This window comes from Arthrobacter sp. TE26545, from assembly GCF_056279005.1.
This window is the reverse complement of sequence record NZ_JBWBQM010000001.1, coordinates 1,637,342-1,664,155: the sequence shown is the minus strand read 5'-3', so window position 1 is coordinate 1,664,155 and position 26,814 is coordinate 1,637,342. Positions and strand designations below refer to the sequence as shown.

Genomic DNA, 26,814 nt, shown 5'->3' with positions numbered 1-26,814 from the left:
AGCCCTGACAGAGGAACCTGCCCAAGCCTGCAAGCTCGAAAGCAGCAAGAGCGGCAGTCAACAACCCAGAAAATTTCTGTCGGACAATCTTGTCGAACGAGTCTGGGTATGGGTAACATTCAAAAGACGCTTTAAGCGCCCGGGATATCGGGCGACGAGCGATCACTTGCGATTGAAAGCAGCGAGGGGCAAGCCCGGGTGCTGCCGCTTGGATCGTCAACGAGAGCACTGATGTGACACCTACGCACTCGTGTCTGGCGATGCTTTCCCTCGGCCGTATGGGCCTGAAATACGAAGAAGGAATCTTATGCATACGGACTTCGACGTCGCCGTTATCGGCTTGGGCGCCATGGGGAGCATGGCACTATGGCAGCTCGCGGAGGACGGCCTGAACGTCGTTGGGTTTGAGCAGTATGGAATTGGCCACGATCGTGGAGCTGTTGGTGGCGAGACCCGTCTGTTTAGGCGGATGCAGACTAGCCGCCCGGAATATACTCCGGTGATTGAGCTGGCTCGCACCCGCTGGGAGACCCTGCAGGAGTTCTCCGACATCCAAATCCTGACCGCAACCGGTGGCCTTATGATCGGACGTCCTGAGGATTCGAGGATGGTCGCCGCTAAGGTCGCGGCAGAACAAGCCGGCGTGGAGGTCGAATACCTCAGCCGATCGGAAATGCAGAACCGCTTTCCGGAACACCGGCTGGACTCGGACGAAATCGGGATGTTTGACACCACCCAAGGCTTTATTCGTTGCGAACAGGCTGTGTTGACCGCAGTCACGCGGGCAAATGCCTTGGGAGCCGAGGTCCACGACTATTCAAAGGTCAGCATTCACCACGCCTCGCCGGAAGGCGTGGTATTGACCGACGGCGAAAACCAATGGACTGCCAAAAAGGTCGTCGTGACCACCGGTTCATGGTCCGGGGAGCATCTCAATCCTGAGCTTCGCAACAAGAGCCGTGCCGGCCGCATCAAACTCACCTGGTTCAGCCCCCTGCCCGGGCATGATTTCAGCGCGGAAAAGTTTCCAGTCTTTCAGCGCTTGGTCGCCGATGGGACCTTGTACGGCGCGCCAAGCCTGGACGGCGGAGGGTCCGTGAAAATCGCTCCCGGAGGAGCGCCCACTGAGATGACTGGACCTTATGACTACTTCCGCGGACAGACGGTGGAGGAGATCCAGTACATGGAAAGGCACGTTGCCCAATACTTCCCAGGACTCAATAAGAGTCCGATACGGGCCGGTGCCTGGGCAGACTTCTACGTGGATGACTGGATCCCGTTCCTGGGATTCCTGCCGGGCAGCGAAAACATTCTTCTGGCCAACGGGTTTGCAGGATTCGGGTTCAAAATGTGCCCCGGCATCGGACGGATCGCAGCCGACATGGTCCAAGGGAACAATGACAGCAAGTTTGAATTTATGGCCCCTACGCGCTCGATCGACAAGGCACGTTAACTACCGCCGCCAGCGCGAGGGACAGATCCCCCTCCAGCGCCTCGCCACACCCGAAGAGGTCGCGAACTCCGTTCTCTTCATGGCGTCCGCGGAGTCCTCCTACACTGGGGCGGTCCTGCCCGTCGACGGCGGATACACCGCCTTCAGACGAACGTCGCCTTCGGCCCCCGGCTGTGAAAATGACATCCCGAAGCTAGTTGCGTACTCGTCATCATCAAGCACGACAATCCCGCAAGCTCATTGGAAATTTCCCTCCTCGATCCATGAAAGCGTGACATGAGCACCTCATTCGACCCTTCGGGACTGCATACCGACCTGTTCATCGACGGCGCCTGGCAGAAGGCTGCCAATGGAGCCACCTTCCCGGTGGAAAACCCGGCTACCCACGAGGTCATTGCCCACGTGGCAGACGGCGGCCCGGAGGAAGCCCAGGCAGCCATCGAAGCCGCGCACCGCGCCCAGGCGGAGTGGGCCAAGTCCACCCCGCGCCAGCGGGCGGACATTCTGCGCAAGGCCTTCGAACTGGTCATTGCCAACACCGACCGCCTTGCCGCGATCATGACCGCCGAGATGGGCAAACCCTTGGCCGAGGCCAAGGGCGAAGTGGCCTACGGCGCCGACATGCTCCGCTGGTTCTCCGAAGAAGCCGTCCGCATCGGCGGCGACCACGCCACCTCCGTGGACGGCAACACCCGGATCATGATCACCAAGGAACCGGTGGGTCCCTGCGTGCTGGTCACCCCGTGGAACTTCCCGCTGGCCATGGGCGCGCGCAAAATCGCCCCGGCCGTGGCCGCCGGCTGCACCATGGTCTTCAAGCCCGCCGAACTCACGCCACTGACCTCCCTTGCCCTGGTACAGATCTTCCGGGAAGCAGGCCTTCCCGACGGCGTCCTGAACGTCGTCACCACCGCCAGCGCTTCGGCCGTGGTGGGCACCTGGATGGGCAGCGGCATCGCCCGCAAGGTCAGCTTCACCGGTTCCACCGAGGTCGGCAAGATCCTGCTGCGCCAGGCTGCGGACAATGTGATGCGTTCCTCGATGGAACTGGGCGGGAACGCCCCGTTCATCGTCCTGGCCGACGCCGACATCGAAAAAGCCGTCGACGGCGCCATGAAAGCCAAGATGCGCAACATGGGCGAGGCCTGCACCGCCGCAAACCGCTTCTTCGTCCATCGTTCCGTGGCCGGGGAATTCGGCGAGAAGTTCGCCAAGAAGATCTCCGAGCTGAAGGTGGGCAACGGAGCAGTGGCCGGGACCGACGTCGGACCCCTGATCGAGCAGAAGGGCCTGGACAAGGTTGAAAGCCTCGTCGCGGACGCCGTCTCCAAGGGTGCGCGGATCCTCACCGGCGGAAGCCGCCCCGAAGGACCCGGATACTTCTACACCCCCACCGTCCTGACCGATGTCTCCCAGGACGCGGAACTGATGAGCACCGAAATCTTCGGGCCCGTCGCTGCCATCACCGCCTTCGACAGCGAGGACGAAGTCCTCCGGCTCGCCAACGACACCGAATGGGGACTCGTGGGCTACGTGTTCACCGAAAACATGGACAAGGCCCTGCGCTTCTCCGCCGAGCTCGAAGTCGGCATGGTCGGCCTCAACACCGGCATCGTCTCCAACCCGGCTGCCCCCTTCGGAGGCGTCAAGCAGTCAGGCCTGGGACGCGAAGGAGGCAAGATAGGTATCGAGGAATTTCTGGAAATCAAGTACACCGCAATTGCTGTCTAAGGATCCCGTAGGCTTGGGCAAAGCCATGGCTGGTCTCAGCATTAATGAGGTCCGCCTCCCGGAACGTACCCGGTAGCAACGGCTGTGACACTCATCCAGCCGGGTGATCGTCAGTTCTGCGTCCTCTCCCGAGTCCTCCAGAACCCATCCCCTCTTCAGCCGCATCGTCCCGCGCGTACAGCATCGGACGCGGAACTGCGATGAAGCTAAGCCCGGATAAGCACAACCACACAACAGTCCATGACGCTACCTGGGCCGTTCATGGTGGAAAGAAAGTTTTTAGACTGCTCCCGGAACCGCAAGTTGCGCTCCGGGCCCCTCAACCCAGCGTTGGCTCCGCTATCAGAACGGCGCCGAAACCGGACCAAACCCCTGGAACCTCTAACAGGCTGACGCAATCGCCGTTGCCCCAGTCGCGAACCCTCAGAAGTCATGTACAAGAGCCCCTACCCCACCATGAACAAGCAAGACCACAGAACCAGCAAGCACCCGAAGAAGGCAGGCACCCCGAAACAAGAAAGGCCCCCGAAGGGACCCATCCGTGAACAAATTGTCCACACTCGGCGGCCAACCGGCCCCTGAGCTGGGAAAATGCGTGCCCGAGGTGGGACTCGAATTGCATTCCAGGCCCCGGGAATCCGCCACTCCGCCGAAAACATCGCCAATCCGGCCGAGTCCGACCGATGTACGGGCCGGTCCGCAGGGCAAGGTTGCACATTGTGCACACTCACTTTTCTGCCTTGTAGCGACAACCGAGGGCCTCTGTATTTGTGCGGGTACGGACATCGCCGGGATGTGATTCTGGAGCACGAATCCAGAATCCACGTACACCACACCTCCATCGGTGTAGTAGCCGAGACGATAGGGCCATAGCCTTGCATCCATTAGTGGTTGATTGATCACTAACAATGAGTGGTGTACACTGATGGTTAGTGATTGATTGATCACTAACAGCCCATAGGAGAACGGCATGACCACCGACACCCACGTTGACAGCACCCAGTCCGTTACACGGACCCCAGCCCAGCACGCCCTCACCGAGCACCTGCGACTGACCGCCGCGGGCCAGACCGACGAATGGGCGAAGCTGTTCGCCCCCGACGGTTTACTGGAGTTCCCCTTCGCACCGGCAGGAATGCCTCGAACGGTGCAGGGCCACGAGGCGCTTGTCGCCCACATGGCGAACTTCCCGAAGACCTTCGACGTCGAGTTCGTCGACGTGGTCTTCCACGAGACAGTCGACCCGCTTCTGGCCATCGCGGAGTTCCGGTCAGAAGGAACTGCCGTCCCAACTGGCAAGCCGTACAACCAAGAGGTCGTCTCAATCGTCCACACAAACGACGAGGGGCTCGTCACCCACTTCCTCGACTACTGGAACCCGCTCATCGCCATCGAGGCGCTCACGCCGCCCGAGGACGCCCCTGGCGCAGAGCCCGGCGTGAGCTTCGGGAACTGAGTACCACCGTGATTGGACGCTGATCATGCCTGCCGCCGGCACCCGGGCGAGGAGTGACGAGCGACGCCAGGCCGTCGTGACGGCCGCCGTCGAGTGTTTCGCCCAGAAGGGGTTCTATGGGACGACGACTCACGAGATTGCGGAGCGGGTAGGAATCTCCCAGCCATACCTGTACCGCCTCTACCAGAACAAGGAAACGCTGTTCGCGATGGCGGTCGATCACGTCTCCGAGGTGATGACGCAGGCGCTGATGGATTACGCGCCGGATCCTGCAGCGGCGGAAGCAACCCCAGAGCAGGCGCTGCAGGCAGCCCGCGACGCCTACTCCGCACTGGTTGCCGACCGCACGATACTCAGATTCCTCATGCATGCGAACTGCGCGGCCGAGGAGCCACTCGTCCGTGCCGCGGTCCGTCGGTGTTATGCCAAGCAGGTCGACACCGTCCAGGCCCTCTTCCACGCTGACGAGGAGGCAGTGCGTCGCTGGTTAGGCGCCGGCATGGTCGACAACGTGGTAGCCACGTTGGGCCTTGGCGACATCGACGAACCATGGGCACGCGTGCTCAGCGGACGTTGATTCAAAACCGCCACCCTGACAGCTCCGTTACAAGGACCCCGCGGACGAGGGCGCAGTACCCAAATTTCCGTCATATCCGCAACAGGGAGTAGCAACTGGCCTCGGAGCCCATGCTCATGAAGGGCGCAGGTTCCAGGGCGGAGCCAAGCCGCCCTGGAACCTGCCTTGATGCAGCCCCTTTCCAATATGTGTGCTTCCGCTACCGGCAAGAACTTGCCCTGCTCATTGCCGACGAGGCCCACCACCCTCTGAAGGGTGAAGCGCAGCCGTATGTCGGCGGCAAAGGCATCTGGCTTAAGTACAAGAGTCTTGAAACGGACATAGTCTGCGGTGCCGTGATCGGACCGATGGACCGCCCCACCGAAATCGTCGCCGGCCTTCGGATGGGCGGCGAGCTGCGGATCGTGGGCCGGTCATCGGTTCTGAGAGCCGCAGACAGAAGGGCATTGGCACGATGGCTCAGGCCCCCGGCCAGCCCCCATCCTTGGCCTGAGGTGGTGAAAGGCAGCACAATTGACCGGTTCAACCGTGACGCTTCGCCTGTGCGTTGACCCTCGTGGAGCCGGTTGATGGAGATCTCGGCACCCTTTGAAACCCCTGAACAGGCGAACCGGGCCCTGGCAATTTGCGCGGGCCTTCCTGTTTAACCGGACATTCCGGTTGACCCGAAATTCTAGAATTCTCCTGAAATAGGGCCGGGACTTCGAGGAATGTGTTGTTTCCGTGAGACCGCGCATTGCTCCTTGCGCGGCGTCACTTTTCCATGTTTTCCCACGGCTTCTCTCCACTCCGGACACGATTTTCTTGTTCCCGTCGACCGGCTGGTTTCCGCAAGGATTCCGGCGGCTACTTGCTTCCGGATTCACGGCGAGCCCGCGCTGTGCGCCGTGCCGTCTGGCCTTCGGCTGCCTGGATTCCGGGCGTCTGCACCCGCCCTCGCCGCCAGCGGGCACGCCTGGGCCGCTCCGTTGAGCCGAGCCCCGCGGTTGTGGTGCCGGCGAATTCCTCGGTCCTGATCACCCTCCCTGGCGCCGCGTCGATGTCCGCAGCCTCGCAATCTGCGTGCCAGGGCTCCGTATTCCGGCTTTCAGTGACGATGGCGGTGCGCAAATGAGCAAGCCGATGCACCGCGCAAGCCGTAGAAATGCCCCGACGCTCCGGCGCCGCATCGTATGGACGGTCTCAGCCGTTCTGTTCGCATATTGCATCGATGTGCGATGTCCCAGCATTCAATGCACCTGGGAACGCGATGACTCACCTACCACAGACGAGATGTTCGCGATGATCAAAGACTCCAGGTACATCCTTAAGGACAGCGAATGCACCAATATCGCATTTGAGGCGGACCGGAGAACAGTCAGAAGTTACGGATGGCAGACCACGCCAGTCAATGACCAAAGCACCACAACCGGTGTTTACCTCAGCCGGGACTGGAACGCCCCACAGGTTCTGACGCCCCGGAATACAAATGCATGCTGATCCTGCTCGCCAACGGAGTCAGCTCAAGCCAGTAAGACCCGCAGACATCTCAGGCGGCCAGATGACACCACCTGGATCGGCTTATGTCTCTCGGAGATCACGGCGCTTCCTTGCCGACTGGACCGCCGACCGTGCCCACCTGTTTCATGTGGGCCGACACCGCACGAGAACCTGGCAAATTTGATCAGCCCGGGCCCAGCCCTCAGGGCAGGTGTGCACATTGTGGACGCCCTCTTGAACGCTCCGAACTCCTCTGTGTGCTCCACCAAACGAAATCATCGCGGACGACGGTGCAGATGTCATGTAGTTCAGGTCCGGTCCTGCCATGAAGATGCAAGACCGCAGAACCGCGGTCAGAGAAAGGAAAGGAAGGCACCCAGCCAACGAAAAAAGGCCCCCGAAGGGGCCCATCCGTGAACAAATTGTCCACACTCAGCGGCCAACCGGCCCCTGAGCTGGGAAAACACGTGCCCGAGGTGGGACTCGAACCCACACACCTTTCGATACCGCATTTTGAGTGCGGCGCGTCTGCCAATTCCGCCACTCGGGCGCGGAACACTCAACAAGTAACGACTGGAGAACCTCCGCGTCATCGCCCCTGTCGGAGTGCGCGAAACTACTCTACATGCAGATAGTCTGAATCTCAGAACCGACCCGGCCGAGCAATAAATCATACGCACGAACCCGGGCAACTAAGATGGTGGAGAACCCGCCGTACCCCCCCAAGGAGATCCTGTGTCAGAACAGACGGAATCCAAGCCCGCCTCCCAGCCTGCCCGCCGCGTTGTTGTCGCAGAAGATGAGACCCTCATCCGCCTGGACATCATCGAAATCCTGAAGGGCGAAGGTTTCGACGTCGTCGGAGAAGCGGACAACGGCGAGAAGGCCGTGGAACTGGCCGAGGAGCTCACACCCGACCTCGTGCTTATGGACGTCAAGATGCCTGTCATGGACGGCATCTCCGCTGCCGAAAAGATCGTCAAGGCCCGCATTGCCCCCGTGGTGCTGCTGACCGCTTTCAGCCAGAAGGAACTCGTGGAGCGTGCCCGCGACGCCGGCGCCATGGCCTACGTGGTCAAGCCCTTCACCCCGGCCGACCTCATCCCCGCGATCGAAATCGCACTCTCCCGCCACGAGGAAATCAAGGCGCTGGAGAGCGAGGTGTCCGACCTCCAGGAGCAGTTCGCCACCCGCAAGCTGGTGGAGCGCGCCAAGAGCCTGCTGACCACCAAGATGGGTCTGACCGAACCGGAAGCCTTCCGGTGGATCCAGAAGACCTCCATGGACCGCCGCCTGAGCATGCGCGAGGTGGCCGAGACCATCATCAACCAGGTCAACTAGCGTTTCCCGCAAGGGGCGACCGGAACTGCACGACGGCGGCCGGTCGCCCCTTGCGCGTACCCGCGGCTGCCCGCCGGGGTACTGACACCTAGACAGCAAAGGAGGCTCCCGCCAAACGGCGGGAGCCTCCTTTGCTGTCGAACAAGAAGATCAGGCCTTGGCCGGCTTCCTCTTCTTCTTTTCCGGCCACGGGCCGAGCTTTTCCTTGCGCTCCGCGCTTGCCTTCGAAGTGTCGGCAAGGTCGCCGACCTTGTGCACCTTCAGCGAGTTGGTGGAACCGGCCTGTCCGGGAGGCGAACCGGCAGCGATGACCACGAGGTCGCCGTTCTCGACGAGCTTCATGTCCAGCAGGCTGCGGTCAACCTGTGCGGTCATGGCGTCGGTGTGGTCCACGGTGGAGACCAGCACCGGCTGGATGCCCCAGGTGAGGGCCAGCTGGTTCCACACGTGCTCCACGGGGGTGAAGGCGAAGACCGGCTTGATCGGGCGCAGGCGGGACAGGCGGCGGGCGGAGTCGCCGGACTGGGTGAAGGTACAGATGTACTTCGCTTCCAGCTGGTCGGCGATTTCGACGGCGGCCCGGGTGATTGCGCCACCACGGGTCTTGGGCTTGGTGCCCAGCGGAGGAACGCGCTCGAGGCCGTGCTCTTCGGTGGACTCGATGATGCGCGCCATGGTCTTGACGGTCTCGATCGGGTACTTGCCCACGCTGGTCTCACCGGAGAGCATAACGGCGTCGGCACCGTCGAGCACGGCGTTGGCGCAGTCGGACGCCTCGGCACGGGTGGGGCGCGGGTTGTCGATCATGGATTCGAGGACCTGGGTGGCCACGATGACCGGCTTGGCCCAGCGGCGGGCCAGTTCGATGGCACGCTTCTGGACGATCGGCACCTCTTCGAGCGGCAGTTCGACGCCGAGGTCGCCACGCGCGACCATGATCGCGTCGAACGCGTCGATGATCTCGTGCAGCTGCTCCACGGCCTGCGGCTTTTCGATCTTGGCGATCACCGGAACGCGGCGGCCTTCTTCGTCCATGATCTCGTGGACGCGCTTGATGTCGGATGCGTCGCGGACGAAGGAGAGCGCCACGAGGTCGACGCCGCGCTTGATGGCCCAGCGGAGGTCGTCCTCGTCCTTTTCGCTCAGTGCGGGGACGTTGACGGCGACGCCGGGCAGGTTGATGCCCTTGTTGTTGGAGACCATGCCGCCCACGGTGACGGTAGCGACGACCTTGACGTCGTCAACCGCGGTCGCACGCAAGGAGACCTTGCCGTCGTCGATCAGGAGGGTGTCTCCGACCTTGACGTCTTCGGTAAGGCTCTTCAGCGTGGTGGAGCAGATTTCCTTGGTGCCGGGGACGTCCTCGGTGGTGATGGTGAAAGTGTCACCGACCTCGAGGGCGTGCGGGCCGTCAACGAAGCGGCCCAGGCGGATCTTCGGTCCCTGCAGGTCCGCCATGATGGCGACCGGCTTGTGCAACTGGGCGGAGGCCTTGCGGACGTTCTCGTAAGTGTTGTCGTGAACGGAGTAGTCGCCATGGCTCATGTTCATCCGGGCGACATCGACGCCGGCCTCGAGCACCGCAAGGGTGTTGTCGAAGCTGGAGATGGCCGGGCCGAAGGTTGCCACGATTTTCGCGCGTCTCATATACCTACCCTAGTAATTGTGCTGCTGGATGTGGATGGGGAACTTGCGGTGCCTACAGGACGGAGATCGCCCGGTCCGTGGGGGCGACAGGTGCCGGGAGGATGGTGCTTCCCATGAGGTGCTTGTCGACGGCGGCCGCGCAGGCGCGTCCCTCGGCGATGGCCCAGACGATGAGGGACTGTCCGCGGCCGGCGTCACCGGCAACGAAGACACCTTCGGTGTTGGTCATGTAGTAGCCGTCCCGGGCCACGTTTCCGCGGCCGTCGAACTCGGCGTGCACCTGTTCGGTGATGCCGGCCGGCTCTGCCCCCGTGAAGCCGAGGCTGAGGAAGACCAGGTCGGCCGGGATGACGCGCTCGGTGCCCGCCTTGGGCAGGCGCTTGCCATCCACGAACTCGGTTTCGGCGACCTTGACGCCGGTGAGCCTGCCGTTCTCGCCGACGAACCCGACTGTGGAGGCCAGGTAGGTGCGTTCGCCGCCTTCTTCGTGGGCACTGGCCACTTCAAAGAGCGTGGGGAAGGTCGGCCACGGCTGGTGCGCGGCACGTTCCAGCGGCGGCTGCTTGCCGATCGCCAGCGTGGTGACGGAGGCGGCGCCATGGCGGTGCGCCGTGCCGAGGCAGTCGGCGCCGGTGTCGCCGCCGCCCAGGATCACTACGTGCTTGCCCCTGGCGTCGATCTGGTGCTCGACGGTCTCCCCGGCAACGGCGCGGTTGGCCGGAACCAGGTAGTCCATGGCGAAGTGGATGCCTTCAAGCTCGCGGCCCGGGATGGGGAGGTCGCGCGGCACTGTGGCGCCGGTGGCGATCACGACGGCGTCGTAGCGGCGGCGCAACTGCTCCCAGGTGACGTCGGTGCCGACGTTCACGCCGGTGCGGAAGCGGGTGCCTTCAGCCTTCATCTGCTCGATGCGGCGGTCGACCTGTTCCTTCTCCATTTTGAAGTCGGGGATGCCGTAGCGCAGCAGGCCGCCGATCTTGTCGTCGCGCTCATAGACGGCGACGGTGTGGCCCACGCGGGTCAGCTGCTGGGCAGCGGCGAGGCCGGCAGGGCCGGACCCGACGACCGCAACGGTCTTGCCGGAAAGGCGGGTGGGCGGCAGGGGCTGGACCCAGCCGTTTTCGAAGGCCTCGTCGATGATCGAGACTTCCACCTGCTTGATGGTGACCGCAGGCTGGTTGATGCCCAGCACGCAGGACGCTTCGCAGGGGGCAGGGCACAGGCGGCCGGTCCACTCCGGGAAGTTGTTCGTGGCGTGCAGGCGCTCGATGGCTTCTTCGCCCTTGCCGCGCCACGTGAGGTCGTTCCATTCGGGGATCAGGTTCCCGAGCGGACAGCCCTGGTGGCAGAACGGCACGCCGCAGTCCATGCAGCGGCCGGCCTGGCTCTTGAGCACGCCCTTGTCCTGGGCTTCGTACACTTCCTTCCAGTCCATGATGCGGACGGGAACGGGGCGGCGTGGCTGCGTTTCGCGCTGCCGGACTTTCAAGAATCCGCGTGGATCAGCCACCGGTTACCTCCAGAATTCGGGACCAGACTTCTTCGCCGTCGGGGTCGAGGCCCTCTTCGATGGCGGAGAGACGGGTCTGCAGGACTGCTGCGTAGTCGCGCGGCAGCACCTTGGTGATGCGGGCGGCCGTGTCGTCGAAGTTTTCGAGCAGGCGGCCGGCCAGGACAGATTCGGTTTCCTCGAGGTGCTTGACCAGCAGGCCGTGCACGATGTCACGGTCCTCGGCGTCAAGTTCAAGGAGCTGGAGCTCGCCGGTGTCCAGGGCTTCCTTGTTGACGCGTGCGGGCTGCAGGTCCAGCACGTAGGCGGTGCCGCCGGACATGCCGGCGCCGAAGTTGCGGCCGGTGCGGCCGATGATCAGGGTCTGGCCACCGGTCATGTACTCACAGCCGTGGTCGCCGATTCCCTCGACGACGGCCGTCGCACCGGAGTTGCGGACCAGGAAGCGTTCGCCCACCTGGCCGCGCAGGAACAGTTCGCCGCTCGTGGCACCGTAACCGATCACGTTGCCCGCGATGACGTTGCGCTCGGCCTGGAACACGTTGTTGCGGTCCGGGCGGACGATGATGCGGCCGCCGGAGAGACCCTTGCCGACGTAGTCGTTGGAGTCGCCGAACATGCGCAGGGTGATGCCTGCGGGCAGGAAGGCGCCCAGGGACTGGCCGGCGGTGCCGTTGAGCGTGATGTCGATGGTGTCCGTTGCCAGCACGTCGGTGCCGAATGTCTTGGTCACCACGTGCCCGAGCATCGTGCCCACGGAGCGGTCGGTGTTGATCACATCGAGGGAGATCTTCACCGGCGAACGGTCGCTGAGAGCCTCGGCGGCCATCGTGATGAGCCGCTGGTCGAAGTGCTTGTCCAGCTCGTGGTTCTGGCCGGTCAGGTTGCGCAGCGGCACGTCGTCGTCGAACTCGAGGCCATGCAGGATCGGATCGAGGTCCAGTCCGTCGGCCTTCCAGTGGTCGATCGCCTCACGGGAGTCGAGCACCTCGGCGTGGCCGATGGCCTCTTCGAGGCTGCGGAAGCCCAGTTCGGCCAGCAGTTCGCGCACTTCCTCGGCGAGGAATTCGAAGAAGTTGACCACGAATTCAGGCTTGCCGTTGAAGCGTGAACGCAGCTCAGGGTTCTGCGTGGCAACGCCCACGGGGCAAGTGTCCAAGTGGCAGACGCGCATCATGATGCAGCCGGAAACCACCAGCGGGGCGGTGGCGAAGCCGTACTCTTCGGCGCCCAGCAGTGCGGCGATGACGACGTCGCGGCCGGTCTTGAGCTGGCCGTCAACCTGCACCACCACGCGGTCGCGCAGGCCGTTGAGCATCAGGGTCTGCTGGGTCTCGGCGAGGCCGAGCTCCCAGGGGACGCCCGCGTGCTTGAGCGAGTTCAGCGGCGAGGCGCCGGTTCCGCCGTCATGGCCGGAAACCAGCACGACGTCGGCCTTCGCCTTGGTCACGCCGGAAGCCACCGTGCCGATGCCGACCTCGGACACCAGCTTCACGTGCACCCTCGCCGAGGGATTCGCGCGCTTCGCATCGTAGATGAGCTGCGCGAGGTCCTCGATCGAGTAGATGTCGTGGTGCGGGGGCGGGGAAATGAGCCCGACGCCGGGGGTCGAGTGCCGGGTGCGGGCGACCCAGGGGTACACCTTCTGGGCCATCAGCTGGCCGCCTTCGCCGGGCTTGGCGCCCTGGGCCATCTTGATCTGGATGTCCTCGGCGTTGGTGAGGTACAGGCTGGTCACGCCGAAACGGCCGGAGGCGATCTGCTTGATGGCAGAGCGGCGCTCCGGGTCCAGCAGGCGGTCCACGTCCTCGCCGCCTTCACCGGTGTTGGACTTGGCGCCCAGGCGGTTCATGGCGATGGCAAGGGTTTCGTGGGCTTCCTTGGAGATGGAGCCGTAGCTCATCGCACCGGTGGAGAAGCGCTTGACGATGCTGGAGACCGGCTCGACTTCCTCGAGCGGCACCGGCTGGCGCAGGCCGTCCTTGAACTTGAGCAGGCCGCGCAGGGTCATCAGGTTCTTCGACTGGTCGTCGATGCCCTGGGTGTAGGACTTGAAGATGTCGTAGCGGCGCTCACGGGTGGCGTGCTGCAGGCGGAACACGGTCTCCGGGTTGAAGAGGTGAGGTTCGCCGTCGCGGCGCCACTGGTACTCGCCGCCGCCAAGCAACGGGCGGTGCGGCTGCTCGATGCCGCCCTCCGGGTACGCCATCTGGTGGCGTGCCGACACTTCGGCCGCGATGACGTCCAGGCCCACGCCGCCCAGCTGGGAGTGCGTGCCGGAGAAGAATTCATCCACGAGTTCCTGGGACAGGCCCAGGGCTTCGAAGGTCTGGGCACCCGTGTAGGAGGCCACGGTGGAGATACCCATCTTGGACATGATCTTCAGGACGCCCTTGCCGAGGCCCTTGATCAGGTTGTAGACGCCGTCCTCGGGAGTGACTCCCACGACCTCGCCGGTGCTGATCAGCTGCTCAACGGACTCCATGGCCAGGTACGGGTTCACGGCGGAGGCGCCGTAGCCGACCAGGACGGCGACGTGGTGCGTTTCGCGGACGTCGCCGGCCTCGACCACGAGGGCGGTCTTGGTGCGGTTGGCGCTGCGCAGCAGGTGGTGGTGCACGGCGCTGACCAGCAGCAGGGACGGGATCGGGGCCCACTGAGCGTTCGAGTCACGGTCGGAGAGCACGATGTACTGCACGCCGCGGTTGATCGCGCCGGAAACCTGCTCGCAGATTTCGGTGAGGCGCGAACGCAGGGCCGCTTCGCCGCCTTCGGGGCGGTAAAGGCCGCGGACCTTCATGGCGATCTTGTCGCCGTCGGCGTTCTCGATGTTCGCGATCTTGGCGAGCTGGTCGTTGTTGATCACGGGGAACGGCAGGGACACCTGCGGCTGGCGGACCTGACCGAGGTCGAGCAGGTTGCCGTTCGGGCCGATGGCGCATTTCAGGGAGGTGACCAGCTCCTCGCGAATGGCATCCAGCGGCGGGTTGGTGACCTGCGCGAAGGACTGCACGAAGTAGTCGAACAGCAGGCGCGGGCGCTTGGACAGTACGGCCACCGGGGTGTCCGAACCCATGGCACCCAGCGGTTCGGCACCGGTACGGGCCATGGGGCCGAGCAGGATCTTCAGCTCTTCGGTGGTGTAGCCGAAGGTGCGCTGGCGGATGTTCACGGACGCGGCGGTGTGCAGGACGTGCTCGCGCTCGGGAAGATCGTTGAGGTCGATCAGGTTGTCCTTGAGCCATTCGGCCCACGGGTTGGCGGCGGCCACCTCGGCCTTGACCTCGGCGTCGTCGATGATCCGGCCGGCCTCGGTGTCCACAAGGAACATCTTGCCCGGGGAGACGCGGCCCTTCTTGACCACGTTGGACGGTTCGACGTCGATCACGCCGACCTCGGAGGCGAAGACGATCAGCCCGTCCTCGGTGATCCAGTAGCGGCCCGGGCGCAGCCCGTTGCGGTCCAAGGTGGCACCCACCAGGTTGCCGTCGGTGAAGGACACTGCGGCGGGACCATCCCACGGCTCCATGAGCAGCGAGTGGTACTCGTAGAAGGCACGGCGCGCCGGATCCATGGTGGCGTGGTTTTCCCAGGCTTCCGGGATCATCATCATGATCGAATGCGTGATGGGCCGGCCGGAGAGCCACAGGAGCTCGGCCACCTCGTCGAAGGACGCGGAGTCGGAGGCACCCGGGGTACAGATCGGGTACAGCTCTTCCGGCGAGTCGCCCAGCAGCGGGTTGGCCAGCTGCGACTGGCGGGCACGCATCCAGTTCCGGTTGCCCTTGACGGTGTTGATTTCGCCGTTGTGCGCAATCGTGCGGAAGGGCTGCGCCAAGGGCCAGGACGGGAAGGTGTTCGTGGAGAAGCGCGAGTGGACGATGGCCAGCTTGGTCTTGAAGCGCTTGTCGGACAGGTCCGGGTAGAAGGGCTCGAGCTGCGCGGTGGTCAGCATGCCCTTGTACACGATGGTGCGCGAAGACAGGGAGGGGAAGTACACGCCGAACTTGTTCTGGGCGCGCTTGCGGATACGCCAGGCGCGGGAATCCAGCTCGTTGCGGTCGAGGGCCTCACCGGTGGCGGAGGCAAGGAACGGCTGGGCGAAGTACGGCATGCATGCCCGGGCCATGGCGCCGACGAGGTCGGCGACGACGGGGACCTCGCGCCAGCCGAGGACGACCAGGCCCTCGTCGGCGGCGAGACCTTCGATGCCGGCCTTCGCGGTGTCCGCCTCACGGCCTTCGGCCGGCAGGAAGGCGGTGCCCACCACGTACTGGCCGGGGGCAGGCAGTTCGAATTCGGTGACAGCGCGGAAGAACTCGTCCGGGATCTGCATCAGCAGGCCGGCGCCGTCGCCGGTTCCTTCGTCAGCGCCGACGGCGCCGCGGTGTTCGAGGGCGCGCAGTGCGGTCAGGGCCGCATCCACGATGTCGTAGCCGGGCTCTCCACGCAGCGTGGCGATAATTGCCAGGCCGCAGGCGTCCTTCTCCTGCTCCGGGTTGTACAGGCCGCGGGCCTCCGGAAGCGCAGCGAAACGCTTGAAGGGAGAGATTGCTCCCTGCGGCTCAACCGTTCCGGTCTGGCTTGGGCGATGAAGACGGGTCATGAAGACGTCCTTCCTCGAGATCGTGCGAATGGAAGGGACAACGTTGGCCCCACCTTGTCTGCCGTGTGACGGGCACAACAAAGCGCTGAATTACTGAAATTGTAGGCCAGCCACCGACGCGCAGCGAAGAGTTACGCATGGGCCCAGGCCCGTCTTGACCCTGGCGGCGATCGTATGCTGCCCGGTTGTCACGAAGGTGCCACGACGTTGTGGCGGGGGTTCTTGGCGGTAGCCCGATGCCCCAGGGCGGGACGACGGCTAGGTGGCCCTGCCTGCGTCCGGCCCGGATTCGGACCCGTCCTCCCCCGCGCTTCCGGCGGCCTGCTGTGCAGCTTCCGGAGCGGTGTCCGAGGGGGCGTTCCCGTCTGCGTCCGAGGGCGCTGCGGGGTGGGTCAGATCACTGTTCTTCTCCGGGAGATTACCACGCGAACCACTATCTGAGACAGAACTGTCCGAATCATGACCGGTGAGAGTGGTCACGTCGCTGTCCGGTCCGTGACCCGTCAGGTACACCGAATCCGGGGTCTTCGCGGCCCGGATTCCGAGGAGGACGAAGATGATGAGCGCCGCGAGGAAGACGAAGATGCTGGTCCATACGTTCAGGCGGGTGCTGATCCCGAACAAGGAGATCTGCTCGGCGTCGTCGATCCTCAACGCCTCGATCCAGACCCTGCCGAGGGTGTAGTACATCGCGTACAGCCAGAACAGCCGGCCGCGGCGGAAGTGGAAGCGGCGGTCCAGGAGCAGCAGGATCCCGACGCCGGCCAGGTTCCAGAGCGATTCGTACAGGAACGTCGGGTGGAACAGGGTGTCGGCGGGCATGCCGGCCGGGAAGTTCGGACTGGCGGGGTCGATCTGCAGGCCCCACGGCAGGGTGGTGGGACCGCCGAAGAGTTCCTGGTTGAACCAGTTGCCCCAACGGCCGATGGCCTGGGCCAGCAGCAGCCCGGGGGCAGCCGCGTCCAGGAAGGCGGTCAGCTTGAGTCCGAGACGGCGGCAGCCGATCCAGGCACCGACGGCGCCGAGAACCACCGCGCCCCAGATGCCCAGGCCGCCGCGCCATACCTGCGGGATCAGGCTCAGGTCGCCCGTGCCGTCGAAGCCGGGGCCGAAGTACGCATCCGGCGAGGAAAACACGTGGTAGAGCCGGCCGCCGATGATCCCGAAGGGGATGGCCCAGATGGCGATGTCCCACAGGCTGCCCTCGGGCGCGCCGCGGCGCTTCCAGCGGACGGAGGTGAGCCACAGGCCAACAATGATGCCGAGCAGGATGCACAGCGCGTAAGCGTGGATGCGCAGCGTCCCCCACGGCAGCGGGATGTCGAATCCGGACCAGCCCGGGCTGGGAATGCTCAGTGGGGCCGCTGCTGCTGCGTGGAGGAGACTCTGCATGTGCTTAAGTTGTTCCTTTTCCTGAGGCTGCGCTGAGTTTCCAGCGTATAGGTGCTGCCGGTCTAGGCCTGCGCGGTTTCCCGGCGGAGGCCGGCGCTGAGGTCCTTGGTCAGCTTCCCGACGGCGTCCACGCCGCCGTCGCGCACGGCCGCAACCAGTGCGCTGCCGACGATCACGCCGTCGGCATAGGCTGCGATCTCGCGGACGTGCTCGGGGGTGGAGACGCCCAGGCCGACGCAGACCCGTTCCGCGCCCGCGGCGTGGGTGTCGGCCACGAGCTTCTCGGCACTGCCGCTGACGGCCTGCCGGGTGCCCGTGATGCCCATGATGGACACCGCGTAGACGAAGCCGCGGCTTGCCTTGACGGTCATTTCCAGGCGTTCGGGGGTGGACGACGGAGCCACGAGGAACACCCTGTCCAGGCCGTACTTGTCGGAGGCCTCGAACCATTCGGAGGCCTCGTCGGGGATCAGGTCGGGCGTGATGAGGCCCGCTCCCCCGGCTTCGGCGAGGCGACGGGAAAATTCGTCCACGCCCATCCGCATGACGGGGTTCCAGTAGGTCATGACCAGCACGGCGGCATCGGTGGCGGCGGTGATGCCGGCAACGACGTCGAAGACGCTGGCCACGCGGAAGCCGTTGGCGATCGCTTCGGTGGTGGCTGCCTGGATGACGGGGCCGTCCATGACGGGATCCGAGTACGGGATGCCGATCTCAATGAGGTCGGCGCCGTTGCGGGCCAGTGCGATGCCGGCGTCGATGCTGGCCTGTAGGTCCGGGTAGCCGGCGGGCAGGTAGCCGATGAGGGCGGCGCGGCCCTCGGCCTTGGCGCGGTCGATCGCGGCCGCGGACTTGCTGACGGTGTTCTCGCTCATCAGTTCTGCTCCTCCGTGCTGCGCTGTTCCTCTGTGCGCTCGGCGGGGCCCTTGGGTGCGCGGGTGGAAAGTGTGGTGCCCTTGACGTTGCCGTCTTCGTCGAGCATGTCGAACCAGGCAGCCGCCGTCTCGACGTCCTTGTCGCCGCGTCCGGAGAGGTTCACGATGATCGAGACCTCGGACGGATCGGCCTTGCCTTCGGTGAGGCGCCGGCCCACCTTGATGGCACCGGCCAGGGCGTGGGCGGACTCGATCGCGGGCAGGATGCCCTCAGTGCGGCACAGGAGCCGGAACGCGTCCATGGCCTCGGTGTCCGTAATGGGTTCGTAGCTGACGCGGCCGATGTCGGCGAGGTAGGAGTGCTCCGGGCCGACGCTCGGGTAGTCCAGGCCGGCGGAGATCGAGTGCGATTCGACGGTCTGGCCGTCCTCGTCCTGCATGAGGTAGGAGCGCGCGCCGTGCAGCACGCCGGGGCGGCCCAGGGTGATGGCCGCCGCGTGCCGGCCGGTCTCGACGCCGTCGCCGCCGGCCTCGAAGCCGTAGATCTTCACGGAGGAGTCGTCCAGGAAGGCGTGGAAAAGGCCGATCGCGTTGGATCCGCCGCCGATGCAGGCGCAGATGGCGTCGGGCAGCTTGCCGGTCTGGTCCAGGATCTGGGCGCGGGCCTCCTCGCCAATGACCTCGTGGAAGAAGCGCACCATGGCCGGGAAGGGGTGGGCGCCGGCTGCGGTGCCGAGCAGGTAGTGCGTGTTTTCGACGTTGCTGACCCAGTCGCGCAGGGCGTCGTTGATGGCGTCCTTGAGGGTCTGCGAGCCGTTGGTCACCGGGACGACAGTGGCGCCGAGGAGCTGCATTCGGGCCACGTTCAGGGCCTGCCGGCGGCAGTCTTCGGCGCCCATGTAAACAACGCATTCCAGGCCGAGCAGGGCTGCGGCGGTGGCGCTGGCAACGCCGTGCTGGCCGGCGCCGGTTTCGGCGATCACCCGGGTCTTGCCCATGCGCTTGGCGAGCAGGGCCTGGCCCAGGACGTTGTTGATCTTGTGCGAACCGGTGTGGTTGAGGTCTTCGCGCTTGAGGAAGATCCGCGCACCGCCGGCGTGCTCTGAGAAGCGCTTGGCTTCGGTGAGCAGGGACGGACGGCCCGAGTAGTTCTTGTTCAGGTCATTGAGCTGGGCAATGAACTCGGGATCGGCCTTGGCCTTTTCGAAGGTGTCCTGCACCTCGTCCAGGGCCGCAATGAGCGACTCCGGCATCCAGCGTCCGCCGTAGGAACCGAAGTACGGCCCGCTTGCGTTGCGCAGCGAAGCTCCGCCCTGCAGGAATGCGTCGGCCGCAGTCTGCTCCGGCTTGGATGTTGGTGCGTCCACCAAAGGTCTCACCGTCCTGTTCAGTTGATGGTTCGGGTCCTCCCGGGCGGCGCAGGGCCGCCCGGGAGCTGGCGTCAGCGGCTGACAGCCATGGCGGCCGCGCCGGCCGCCTTGAATTCGGCAATGCGTTCCCGGGGCGTGGAGTCGCTGACCAGCGCCTCCCCCACGAGGATCGCGTGGGCGCCGTTGCCCGCGTAGTGGGCGACGTCGTCGGCGTTCCGCACGCCCGACTCCGCCACAACGACGGCGCCGGCCGGAATGTTCCCGGCAAGCGAGGCGAAAAGGGAACGGTCGACGTCGAGCGTCTTGAGGTTGCGCACGTTCACGCCGATGATGCGCGCCTGGGCTGCGGCGGCACGCTCGATTTCCTCGGGCGTGTGGGTTTCCACCAGCACGTTCATGCCCAGTTCATGGCTCAGCGCGCTGAACTCCTGCAGCTGGGCGTCGGACAGTGCCGCAACGATCAGCAGGATCAGGTCCGCGCCGTGGGCCCGGGCTTCCCAGATCTGGTACTCGTCGACCGTGAAGTCCTTGCGGAGCAGCGGGATGTCGACGGCGGCACGCACGGTGTCCAGGTCGGCGAGCGATCCGTTGAAGCGGCGTTCCTCGGTGAGGACGCTGATCACGGAGGCACCGCCGTCGGCGTACTGCACGGCCAGGGCCGCGGGATCGGCGATCGAGGCGAGGTCGCCCTTGGAGGGACTGCGCCGCTTGATCTCGGCGATGACCTTCAGTTCGTCGCGCCGCGCCGCAGGGCCGCCCAGGGCGGTCCAGGCGTCGAGGGCCGGGGCCGCGGCCGCGGCACGTTCCTTGACTTCGGCGAGGCTGCTCAGCCGTTGGCGGGCAGCCATGTCCTCCCTGACACCGGCGATGATGTCATCAAGAACGGTCACAGTCAGTGGCCGGCGTTCTTCAGCTTGCTGCCGCCGACGCCGTAACCGGCCTTGCGCATGGCCCAGCCGGCCACCAGGCCGACAAGCATGACCACAACACCGGCGACGAACACGGGGGTGTTGGCGATGACGAAAGCGATGGAGGACACGAGGGCCCCGACGAGCATGACAATCACACAGGTCCACGCAGCCGGGCTGTTGCCGTGGCCGATGGCGTCGCTGTGGCTGGCGGCGGTTTCGGGGGCTTTGCTGGCGGACACGGTGGTTTTGCTCATTGTGAAATCTCCTCAGGATGGATACTGCTTACATTCTGCCATTTATTGGCAGGGCCCGGGACACGGCCAGCGCCGTGGCCCGCAGACGTTACGTCGGGTCTTCGCCACGCGAGAGGCTGTCCCAGCTGTCGATCTCGTCGACGGGGCCGCTGCCGCCGCGGGCGGCCTGGCTGCCACGGTCGTACTTGGTCCGTGCCTTCCAGTACCGGCCCGCCACGGGCAGCACCAGGGCGCACAGGGCCAGGAGCGCCCCGGACACGACGGCGAGGACCGGGAAGGGCGTGGCGGATGCCGCGGCGTCGCCGCCGGAGATCCCGGTGCTGGCAGCGATAGTGCCTTGGGCGGCGCCGAGCGGATCGGCGAGGACCGTTGCCGCCGCGACAATGATTCCGGCTGAAGCCAGCAGGACCAGCGCGGCGATGATCCAGCGCGCGATCCGGCCGGCGATGGAGGCCGCCAGTCCCCCGGCGAGTGCCACCAGGGCCAGTGCGGTTACTGCGGTGGCTGCCTTGCTGCCCTGGACGTGGAGGTCCGCGTTGGCGGCGGCCGCGGGGTCGAGACGGACGTCGATCCAGCTCTGGGTCGTGGTGCCGAACACCGCCAGGGCGAATACGGCCGTGGCGAGGACGAGGTTTGCCTTGCGGGCCCAGAACGGCGGCTTCACGGGCCGTTCCGTTCCGGCGTCGCGGGCGTCTGCGGGCTTCACTTGTTGCTTGCTCCGCTGCCGCCGGTGCCGGTTCCGCCGGTGCTGCGGCCGTCGTCGAACGACTCAGCTGAGATGTTGCGCAGGGAACCGGCGGTGTGCGCGGCACGCAGCGGCGCTGCTGCCTTGTTCACGGTTTCCAGCGCCTCGGCAGGCTTGTGGGAATCGGCGACGATCCCGCCGCCGGCCTGCACGTAGGCACGGCCTTCGCGCAGCAGGGCCGAGCGAATTGCGATGGCCATGTCCATGTCCCCGGCGAAGTCCAGGTAGCCCACCACGCCGCCGTAGATTCCGCGACGGTGCGGTTCGAGTTCGTCCAACAGGCGCAGGGCCCGCGGCTTGGGCGCACCGGAGAGGGTGCCGGCGGGGAACGTTGCCTTCAGGACGTCGTACGCGGTGGCACCGGGTGCGAGGTCGCCGACGACTGTGGAGACCAAGTGCATGATGTGGCTGAACCGTTCGACCTCCATGAACTGGGTGACGTCCACGGTGCCCGCGACGCAGACCTTCGAGAGGTCGTTGCGGGACAGGTCCACCAGCATGAGGTGCTCGGCACGTTCCTTCTGGTCCGCGAGCAGTTCGGTGGCCAGCGCCTTGTCCGCTTCCACCGTCTTGCCGCGGGGTCGGGAACCGGCGATCGGGTGGGTGATGACCTCCCCGTCCTTCACCGTGACGAGGGCTTCAGGAGACGAGCCGACGATCGTGTACGCACGGCCGTCCGCGTCCTCGAGGCTGAAGAGGTACATGTAGGGGCTCGGATTGGTGTTGCGCAGCACGCGGTACACGTCCAGCGGGTCGGCGGCGCATTCCAGCTCGAAGCGGCGGGAGATGACCACCTGGAACACCTCGCCGTCCACGATCGCTTCCTTGCCGCGGTCGATGGCGTTCAGGTATTCCTGCTCGTCCCATCGCTCCTGCACGCTGGAAGCGAAGTCGAGGGCCTCGCTGCGGAGCACGGAGACGGGCTGCTCCACGGGCGTGCTGATCCGTTCGAGCAGGGCCTTCACCCGGCCGACGGCATCATGCCAGGCTTCGTCGACCCGTTCCGAACTGTTGTCGAAGTTGATGGCGTTGGCGATCAGCAGGACGGTGCCGTCCATGTTGTCGTGCACGGCCATGTCCGTGACGAGGTTCAGCGCCATTTCCGGCAGCTGCAGGTCGTCTTCGGGCGGGCTGGTCAGCTTCTCCCAGTGGCGTACGGTCTCCCAGCCGAGGAAGCCCACCAGGCCGGAAGTGAACGGCGGCAGGCCCGGGAAGCGCTCGGTCTGGAGCGCGGCCACGGTGTCACGGACGGCGTCGACCGGGCTGCCGTCAACGGGCACGCCCACGGGTGGTTCGCCGATCCAGTGCGCCTGGCCGTCCTTGCTGGTCAGGGTGGCGCGGGAACGTGCGCCGATGAACGAATAGCGGGACCAGGCACCGCCCACGGCGGCCGATTCCATCAGGAAGGTACCCGGCTGGCCCTGGGCCAGCTTGCGGTAGAGTCCGATCGGGGTTTCGGCGTCGGCCAGCACCTTCAGGCGGACCGGAATGACCCTGCTGTGTGCGGCGAGTTCGCGGAACTCCTCCAGGCCCGGGCTGATGATTCCAAGGTCCTGCATGGCTGTTTCTCTCCGGCTCTTCTAGTGTCGGGGCGGGTGGTGGATGGCTCAGGCGCGGGCGCTGCTGACGGCGCCGAGGTCCCGGCCGTCAAAGCAGGTCCGGGTCCCGGTGTGGCACGCCGCGCCAACCTGGTCGACGCGGACCAGCAGGGCGTCGCCGTCGCAGTCCAGGGCGACGGACTTGACGAATTGGACGTGCCCGGACGTGTCTCCCTTGCGCCAGTACTCCTGGCGGGAACGGGAGTAGAACGTCACGCGCCCGGTGGTCAGCGTGCGCTGCAGGGCCTCGTCGTCCATCCAGCCCAACATCAGCACTTCGCCGCTGTCATGCTGCTGGATGATGGCGGCCACCAGGCCGGCAGGATCGCGTTTCAGGGCAGCGGCGATTCCCTCAGGGAGGGGGCCTGCGGCAGGGGCGGTGCTGGGTACTGGCTGATCAGACATCGGATCAAGTCTAGTGCCTTCGTGGGTCCGGGAATCCAGCGGCGGTTCCAGTGCGCATCCGGGCTTCTCTCGTGCTAATTTCACAAGTGATGCATTTCGTCGATCCCTCCCGTGAAGTATTGGCCGAGACACTCCTGGCGGCCGGTCCTGACTCGCCCACGCTCTGCGAAGGGTGGCAGACCCGGGACCTCGCTGCGCACCTGTATCTGCGTGAGCGGAAGGCGGCTGTGGGGATCGGCCTGCTGGTGAAGGGACTTGCCAAGGCATCGGACAAGGCCACCGCCAAACTCGCAGCCAAACTGGATTCGCCGGAGGCCTACGCCGAGCTCGTCAACACCTTCCGGGCGGGTCCCCCGGCGCTCTCGCCGCTGAAGATCAAGGCCCTGGACGAATCCTCCAACCTCATCGAATATTTCGTGCACACCGAGGACATCCGCCGCGCCGGCGACCGTTGGGCGCCGCGGGCCCTGGACGAGGCCTACTCGGATGCCCTGTGGGACGAGCTGATCAAGCGGGCCGCCATCCTCTACCGCGGCGTGGACCTCGGCATTGTGCTGGTCCGCCCCACGGGCCCGCGCCATGTGGCCAAGCGGGCCCCGGTTTCGGTCGCGATCGTCGGCGATCCGGGCGAACTGCTGATGCACGCCCACGGACGAACCCGGCACGCGCTGGTCACCTTCGAAGGGCAGCCGGACGCCGTTGCGCTCCTGCAGTCCGCCGAGATCGGGCTCTGACCGCGTTCCACGCTTAACGACGACGGCGGGCCGCCGGTTTGTGAACCGGCGGCCCGCCGTCGTTTGCGGTTTGGAGAGTCTCCGTCAGCGGACTTCGAAGCCCGCCTCGCGGATCGCCGTCTTGACCTGGGCGATCATGTCGTCAGGGCCGAAGTGGAAGATGGAGGCGGCCAGGACGGCGTCGGCGCCTGCAGCAACGGCGGGCGGGAAGTGTGCAGGCTCCCCGGCACCGCCCGAGGCAATGATCGGGATGTTCACTGCTGCCCGCACCAGGCGGATGAGCTCGAGGTCGAAGCCGTCCTTGGTGCCGTCGGCATCGATGGAGTTCAGCAGGATCTCCCCCACACCGCGGTCCGCGGCTTCCTTGGCCCAGGCGATGGCGTCGATCCCGGTCCCCTGGCGTCCGCCGTGGGTGGTCACCTCGAAGCCGGAGGCCGTGGGCTCGGAACCCGGGCGGGTGCGGCGGGCGTCCACTGAGAGGACCAGCACCTGGGAGCCGAAGTGCCGGGTGATCTCGTCGATCACGTCCGGCCGGGCCACGGCGGCGGTATTGATGGAGGCCTTGTCGGCGCCGGAGCGCAGCAGCTTGTCCACTTCGGCGACGCCGCGCACGCCGCCGCCCACGGTCAGCGGGATGAAGACCTCCTCGGCCGTGCGGCGCACGACGTCGAAGGTGGTTTCCCGGTTGCCGGAGGACGCGGTGACATCGAGGAAGGTCAGTTCGTCGGCACCGGCGTTGTCGTAGCGGTGGGCAAGCTCCACCGGGTCGCCGGCGTCGCGGAGGCCCTCGAACTTGACGCCCTTGACTACCCGCCCGGCGTCAACGTCCAGACACGGGATGACACGTACGGCTACAGCCATGGTTGCTCCTGGATTACTACTGAGGGGTTTGTACGGCCGGTAAGCTGGGGCAGCTCAGATGCGGCAGGCGTGGATGCTGCTGACCAGGATGGCGCGGGCGCCAAGGTCGTACAGCTCGTCCATGATCCGGTTGGTTTCCTTCTTCGGAACCATGGAGCGGACGGCCACCCAGTCGGAGTCGCGCAGCGGAGAGACCGTAGGCGATTCCAGGCCCGGGGTGAGCGCGGCAGCGTCCTCCACCAGGTCCTTGCGGATGTCGTAGTCCATGAGCACGTACTGGCGTGCGACCAGCACGCCCTGCAGGCGGCGGATCAGCACCTCGATTTCCTTGACCGTCCCGTTGGCGGCGCCGCCTTCGCCGGTGCGGCGGATCAGGACGGCTTCGGACTTCAGGATCGGCTCACCGAAGATTTCCATGCCTGCGGCCTTGAGCGTGTTGCCGGTCTCCACGACGTCGGCGATCGCGTCCGCGACGCCGAGCCGCACGGAGGACTCCACGGCGCCGTCGAGGCGGACCACCTTGGCATTGACGCCGCGCTCGGCGAGGTAGTCCCGCAGCAGGCCGTCGTAGCTGGTGGCGAGACGCTTTCCTTCAAGCTGCTCGACGCCGGAGAAGTTGCCCACCGGTCCGGCGAAACGGAAGGTCGAGGCGGCGAAGCCCAGCGGCAGCAGTTCCTCGGCCTCCACCTGCGCGTCCAGGAGCAGGTCGCGGCCGGTGATTCCGACGTCGAGGGTTCCCTGGCCGACGTACACGGCGATGTCGCGGGGGCGCAGGAAGAAGAACTCGATTTCGTTGTCGGGATCGACCATGACCAGTTCACGGGAGTCCCGGCGCTGGCGGTATCCCGCCTCACTGAGCATTGCGGAGGCGGCTTCGGACAGGGATCCCTTGTTGGGGACGGCTACTCGCAGCATGGGGAGTCTTTCTGGGGGATGGTACGGAACGGATGGTTTTCAAGCATGGGCCACGCGTGCGCGGCTACAGATGCTTGTAAACGTCCTCCAGGTTCAGTCCCTTTGCCAGCATGAGGACCTGCAGGTGGTAAAGCAGCTGGGAGATTTCCTCGGCCGCGGCCTCGTCGGATTCGTATTCTGCAGCCATCCAGACTTCGGCGGCTTCTTCGACGACCTTCTTGCCGATGCCGTGGATTCCGGAGTCCAGTTCGGCGACGGTACGGGACCCTGCCGGGCGGACTCGCTGCCTTTTCGCTCAGTTCTGCGAACAGCGTCTCGAAATTCTTCACGCCCTACAGCCTACTTGTTCGGCGGGCGGAGCCGCTTCCCGGGGCCTTGCATGACGAAGGGGATGTGAGCGAACACACAGCAGCGGGCCGCTCCCATCCCCTTCGTTTCCGCCTGATTTCAGGCAGCGGGGTACTGCTTGAGGGTCAGTGCCGTGGCCAGGGCGGCCGTGACGGCTTCGTGGCCCTTGTCTTCGGAAGAGCCGGGAAGCCCTGCCCGGTCCAGGCCCTGCTGCTCGGTGTCGCAGGTGAGCACACCGAAGCCGACCGGCACGCCGGTGCGGACGCTGACGTCGGTGAGTCCCGACGTCGCGGCCTGGCAGACGTAGTCGAAGTGCGGCGTTCCGCCGCGGATGACCACGCCGAGGGCGACCACGGCGTCGAAATGCGGTGCCAGGCGGGCGGCAGCGACGGGCAGCTCGAAGGAACCCGGCACGCGCAGCACGGCGGGTTCGGCGATGCCGGCTTCCTTGGCTGCGCGGAGGGCACCGTCAAGGAGCCCGTCCATGATCTGGGTGTGCCAGCTGGCTGCGACGATGGCGAGCTTGAGCTGGGAGCTTTCCTCCGGGTTGAGGGTGGTGAGGTCGATGGTGGGGGCGCCGTGTCCGCTCATGGGTGTGTTGTTTTT

General features: G+C 65.6%; 21 protein-coding genes, 1 tRNA gene and 1 pseudogene. 7 read left to right on the top strand and 16 right to left on the bottom strand.

Going from position 1 to position 26,814, the window contains the following annotated elements; all coding sequences use genetic code 11:
• Window positions 1-307 precede the first annotated feature (307 nt).
• From ACZ9CK_RS07415 to ACZ9CK_RS07395, 5 genes are all read left to right on the top strand, one after another.
• Window positions 308-1,453, top strand: a complete 1,146-nt coding sequence (locus ACZ9CK_RS07415; RefSeq protein ID WP_476049630.1) for an FAD-dependent oxidoreductase — start codon at window positions 308-310, stop codon at window positions 1,451-1,453.
• Window positions 1,398-1,733, top strand: coding sequence for an SDR family oxidoreductase (locus ACZ9CK_RS07410; RefSeq protein ID WP_426303162.1), 336 nt, complete (start codon window positions 1,398-1,400; stop codon window positions 1,731-1,733). The genes ACZ9CK_RS07415 and ACZ9CK_RS07410 overlap by 56 nt, the downstream gene beginning before the upstream one ends.
• On the top strand, window positions 1,730-3,184 hold the full coding sequence (locus tag ACZ9CK_RS07405; RefSeq protein WP_476049629.1) for an NAD-dependent succinate-semialdehyde dehydrogenase: 1,455 nt from the start codon (window positions 1,730-1,732) through the stop codon (window positions 3,182-3,184). Before ACZ9CK_RS07410 ends, ACZ9CK_RS07405 begins: the two co-directional genes overlap by 4 nt.
• A 970-nt stretch (window positions 3,185-4,154) precedes the next feature.
• The gene (locus tag ACZ9CK_RS07400) at window positions 4,155-4,640 is read left to right on the top strand and encodes a nuclear transport factor 2 family protein (RefSeq protein WP_426303160.1); all 486 of its coding nucleotides are present in this window, start codon (window positions 4,155-4,157) and stop codon (window positions 4,638-4,640) included.
• 25 nt (window positions 4,641-4,665) lie between these two features.
• On the top strand, window positions 4,666-5,217 hold the full coding sequence (locus ACZ9CK_RS07395) for a TetR/AcrR family transcriptional regulator (RefSeq protein WP_426303159.1): 552 nt from the start codon (window positions 4,666-4,668) through the stop codon (window positions 5,215-5,217).
• Window positions 5,218-7,164: 1,947 nt separating this feature from the next.
• Here the strand turns inward: ACZ9CK_RS07395 and ACZ9CK_RS07390 are convergent.
• Window positions 7,165-7,246: transfer RNA gene (locus tag ACZ9CK_RS07390), tRNA-Leu, on the bottom strand.
• A 185-nt stretch (window positions 7,247-7,431) separates the two neighbouring features.
• Here ACZ9CK_RS07390 and ACZ9CK_RS07385 point away from each other — a divergent pair.
• Window positions 7,432-8,037: an ANTAR domain-containing response regulator gene (locus ACZ9CK_RS07385; RefSeq protein WP_074587657.1), complete on the top strand. Its 606-nt coding sequence runs from the start codon at window positions 7,432-7,434 to the stop codon at window positions 8,035-8,037.
• 150 nt (window positions 8,038-8,187) lie between these two features.
• Here the strand turns inward: ACZ9CK_RS07385 and pyk are convergent, their stop codons facing one another.
• The 11 genes from pyk to hisI all read right to left on the bottom strand — a co-directional run bounded on the left by pyk (window position 8,188) and on the right by hisI (window position 23,350).
• Window positions 8,188-9,684, bottom strand: a complete 1,497-nt coding sequence (gene pyk / locus ACZ9CK_RS07380) for a pyruvate kinase (protein WP_426303131.1) — start codon at window positions 9,682-9,684, stop codon at window positions 8,188-8,190.
• Window positions 9,685-9,736: 52 nt separating this feature from the next.
• Window positions 9,737-11,194: a glutamate synthase subunit beta gene (locus tag ACZ9CK_RS07375; RefSeq protein ID WP_426303130.1), complete on the bottom strand. Its 1,458-nt coding sequence runs from the start codon at window positions 11,192-11,194 to the stop codon at window positions 9,737-9,739.
• The gene (gene gltB / locus ACZ9CK_RS07370) at window positions 11,187-15,800 is read right to left on the bottom strand and encodes a glutamate synthase large subunit (protein ID WP_426303129.1); all 4,614 of its coding nucleotides are present in this window, start codon (window positions 15,798-15,800) and stop codon (window positions 11,187-11,189) included. Before gltB ends, ACZ9CK_RS07375 begins: the two co-directional genes overlap by 8 nt.
• A 258-nt stretch (window positions 15,801-16,058) precedes the next feature.
• Window positions 16,059-17,192 carry a prolipoprotein diacylglyceryl transferase gene (lgt, locus tag ACZ9CK_RS07365; protein ID WP_426303128.1) on the bottom strand — a complete coding sequence of 378 codons (1,134 nt, stop codon included), beginning with the start codon at window positions 17,190-17,192 and terminating at the stop codon, window positions 16,059-16,061.
• Window positions 17,193-17,254: 62 nt separating this feature from the next.
• Entirely contained in the window at window positions 17,255-18,067 is an 813-nt protein-coding gene (trpA, locus tag ACZ9CK_RS07360) for a tryptophan synthase subunit alpha (RefSeq protein ID WP_476049628.1), read from the bottom strand.
• Complete coding sequence (gene trpB / locus ACZ9CK_RS07355) at window positions 18,067-19,437, bottom strand: tryptophan synthase subunit beta (protein ID WP_426303126.1); 1,371 nt, start codon at window positions 19,435-19,437, stop codon at window positions 18,067-18,069. The genes trpA and trpB overlap by 1 nt, the downstream gene beginning before the upstream one ends.
• A gap of 71 nt (window positions 19,438-19,508) precedes the next feature.
• Window positions 19,509-20,327: an indole-3-glycerol phosphate synthase TrpC gene (gene trpC, locus ACZ9CK_RS07350; RefSeq protein ID WP_426303125.1), complete on the bottom strand. Its 819-nt coding sequence runs from the start codon at window positions 20,325-20,327 to the stop codon at window positions 19,509-19,511.
• Between the two features lie 2 nt (window positions 20,328-20,329).
• Window positions 20,330-20,602, bottom strand: coding sequence for an HGxxPAAW family protein (locus ACZ9CK_RS07345; RefSeq protein ID WP_426303124.1), 273 nt, complete (start codon window positions 20,600-20,602; stop codon window positions 20,330-20,332).
• An 88-nt stretch (window positions 20,603-20,690) separates the two neighbouring features.
• A complete protein-coding gene (locus ACZ9CK_RS07340) occupies window positions 20,691-21,308 on the bottom strand; it encodes a Trp biosynthesis-associated membrane protein (RefSeq protein ID WP_426303123.1) in 618 nt (205 codons plus the stop codon).
• Window positions 21,305-22,906, bottom strand: coding sequence for an anthranilate synthase component I (locus ACZ9CK_RS07335; RefSeq protein ID WP_476049627.1), 1,602 nt, complete (start codon window positions 22,904-22,906; stop codon window positions 21,305-21,307). The genes ACZ9CK_RS07340 and ACZ9CK_RS07335 overlap by 4 nt, the downstream gene beginning before the upstream one ends.
• Before the next feature lie 48 nt (window positions 22,907-22,954).
• Window positions 22,955-23,350 carry a phosphoribosyl-AMP cyclohydrolase gene (gene hisI, locus ACZ9CK_RS07330; RefSeq protein ID WP_426303121.1) on the bottom strand — a complete coding sequence of 132 codons (396 nt, stop codon included), beginning with the start codon at window positions 23,348-23,350 and terminating at the stop codon, window positions 22,955-22,957.
• Window positions 23,351-23,439: 89 nt separating this feature from the next.
• Here hisI and ACZ9CK_RS07325 point away from each other — a divergent pair, with 89 nt between their 5' ends.
• Window positions 23,440-24,084: a TIGR03085 family metal-binding protein gene (locus tag ACZ9CK_RS07325; protein ID WP_426303120.1), complete on the top strand. Its 645-nt coding sequence runs from the start codon at window positions 23,440-23,442 to the stop codon at window positions 24,082-24,084.
• 84 nt (window positions 24,085-24,168) lie between these two features.
• Here ACZ9CK_RS07325 and hisF read toward each other — a convergent pair whose 3' ends face one another.
• The 4 genes and pseudogenes from hisF to ribH all read right to left on the bottom strand — a co-directional run bounded on the left by hisF (window position 24,169) and on the right by ribH (window position 26,799).
• A complete protein-coding gene (gene hisF / locus ACZ9CK_RS07320; RefSeq protein ID WP_476049626.1) occupies window positions 24,169-24,945 on the bottom strand; it encodes an imidazole glycerol phosphate synthase subunit HisF in 777 nt (258 codons plus the stop codon).
• 54 nt (window positions 24,946-24,999) lie between these two features.
• On the bottom strand, window positions 25,000-25,860 hold the full coding sequence (gene hisG, locus ACZ9CK_RS07315; RefSeq protein ID WP_426303118.1) for an ATP phosphoribosyltransferase: 861 nt from the start codon (window positions 25,858-25,860) through the stop codon (window positions 25,000-25,002).
• 64 nt (window positions 25,861-25,924) lie between these two features.
• Window positions 25,925-26,189 (bottom strand): annotated as a pseudogene (locus ACZ9CK_RS07310) (phosphoribosyl-ATP diphosphatase).
• Window positions 26,190-26,307: 118 nt separating this feature from the next.
• Window positions 26,308-26,799, bottom strand: coding sequence for a 6,7-dimethyl-8-ribityllumazine synthase (gene ribH / locus ACZ9CK_RS07305; RefSeq protein WP_426303117.1), 492 nt, complete (start codon window positions 26,797-26,799; stop codon window positions 26,308-26,310).
• Window positions 26,800-26,814 lie beyond the last annotated feature (15 nt).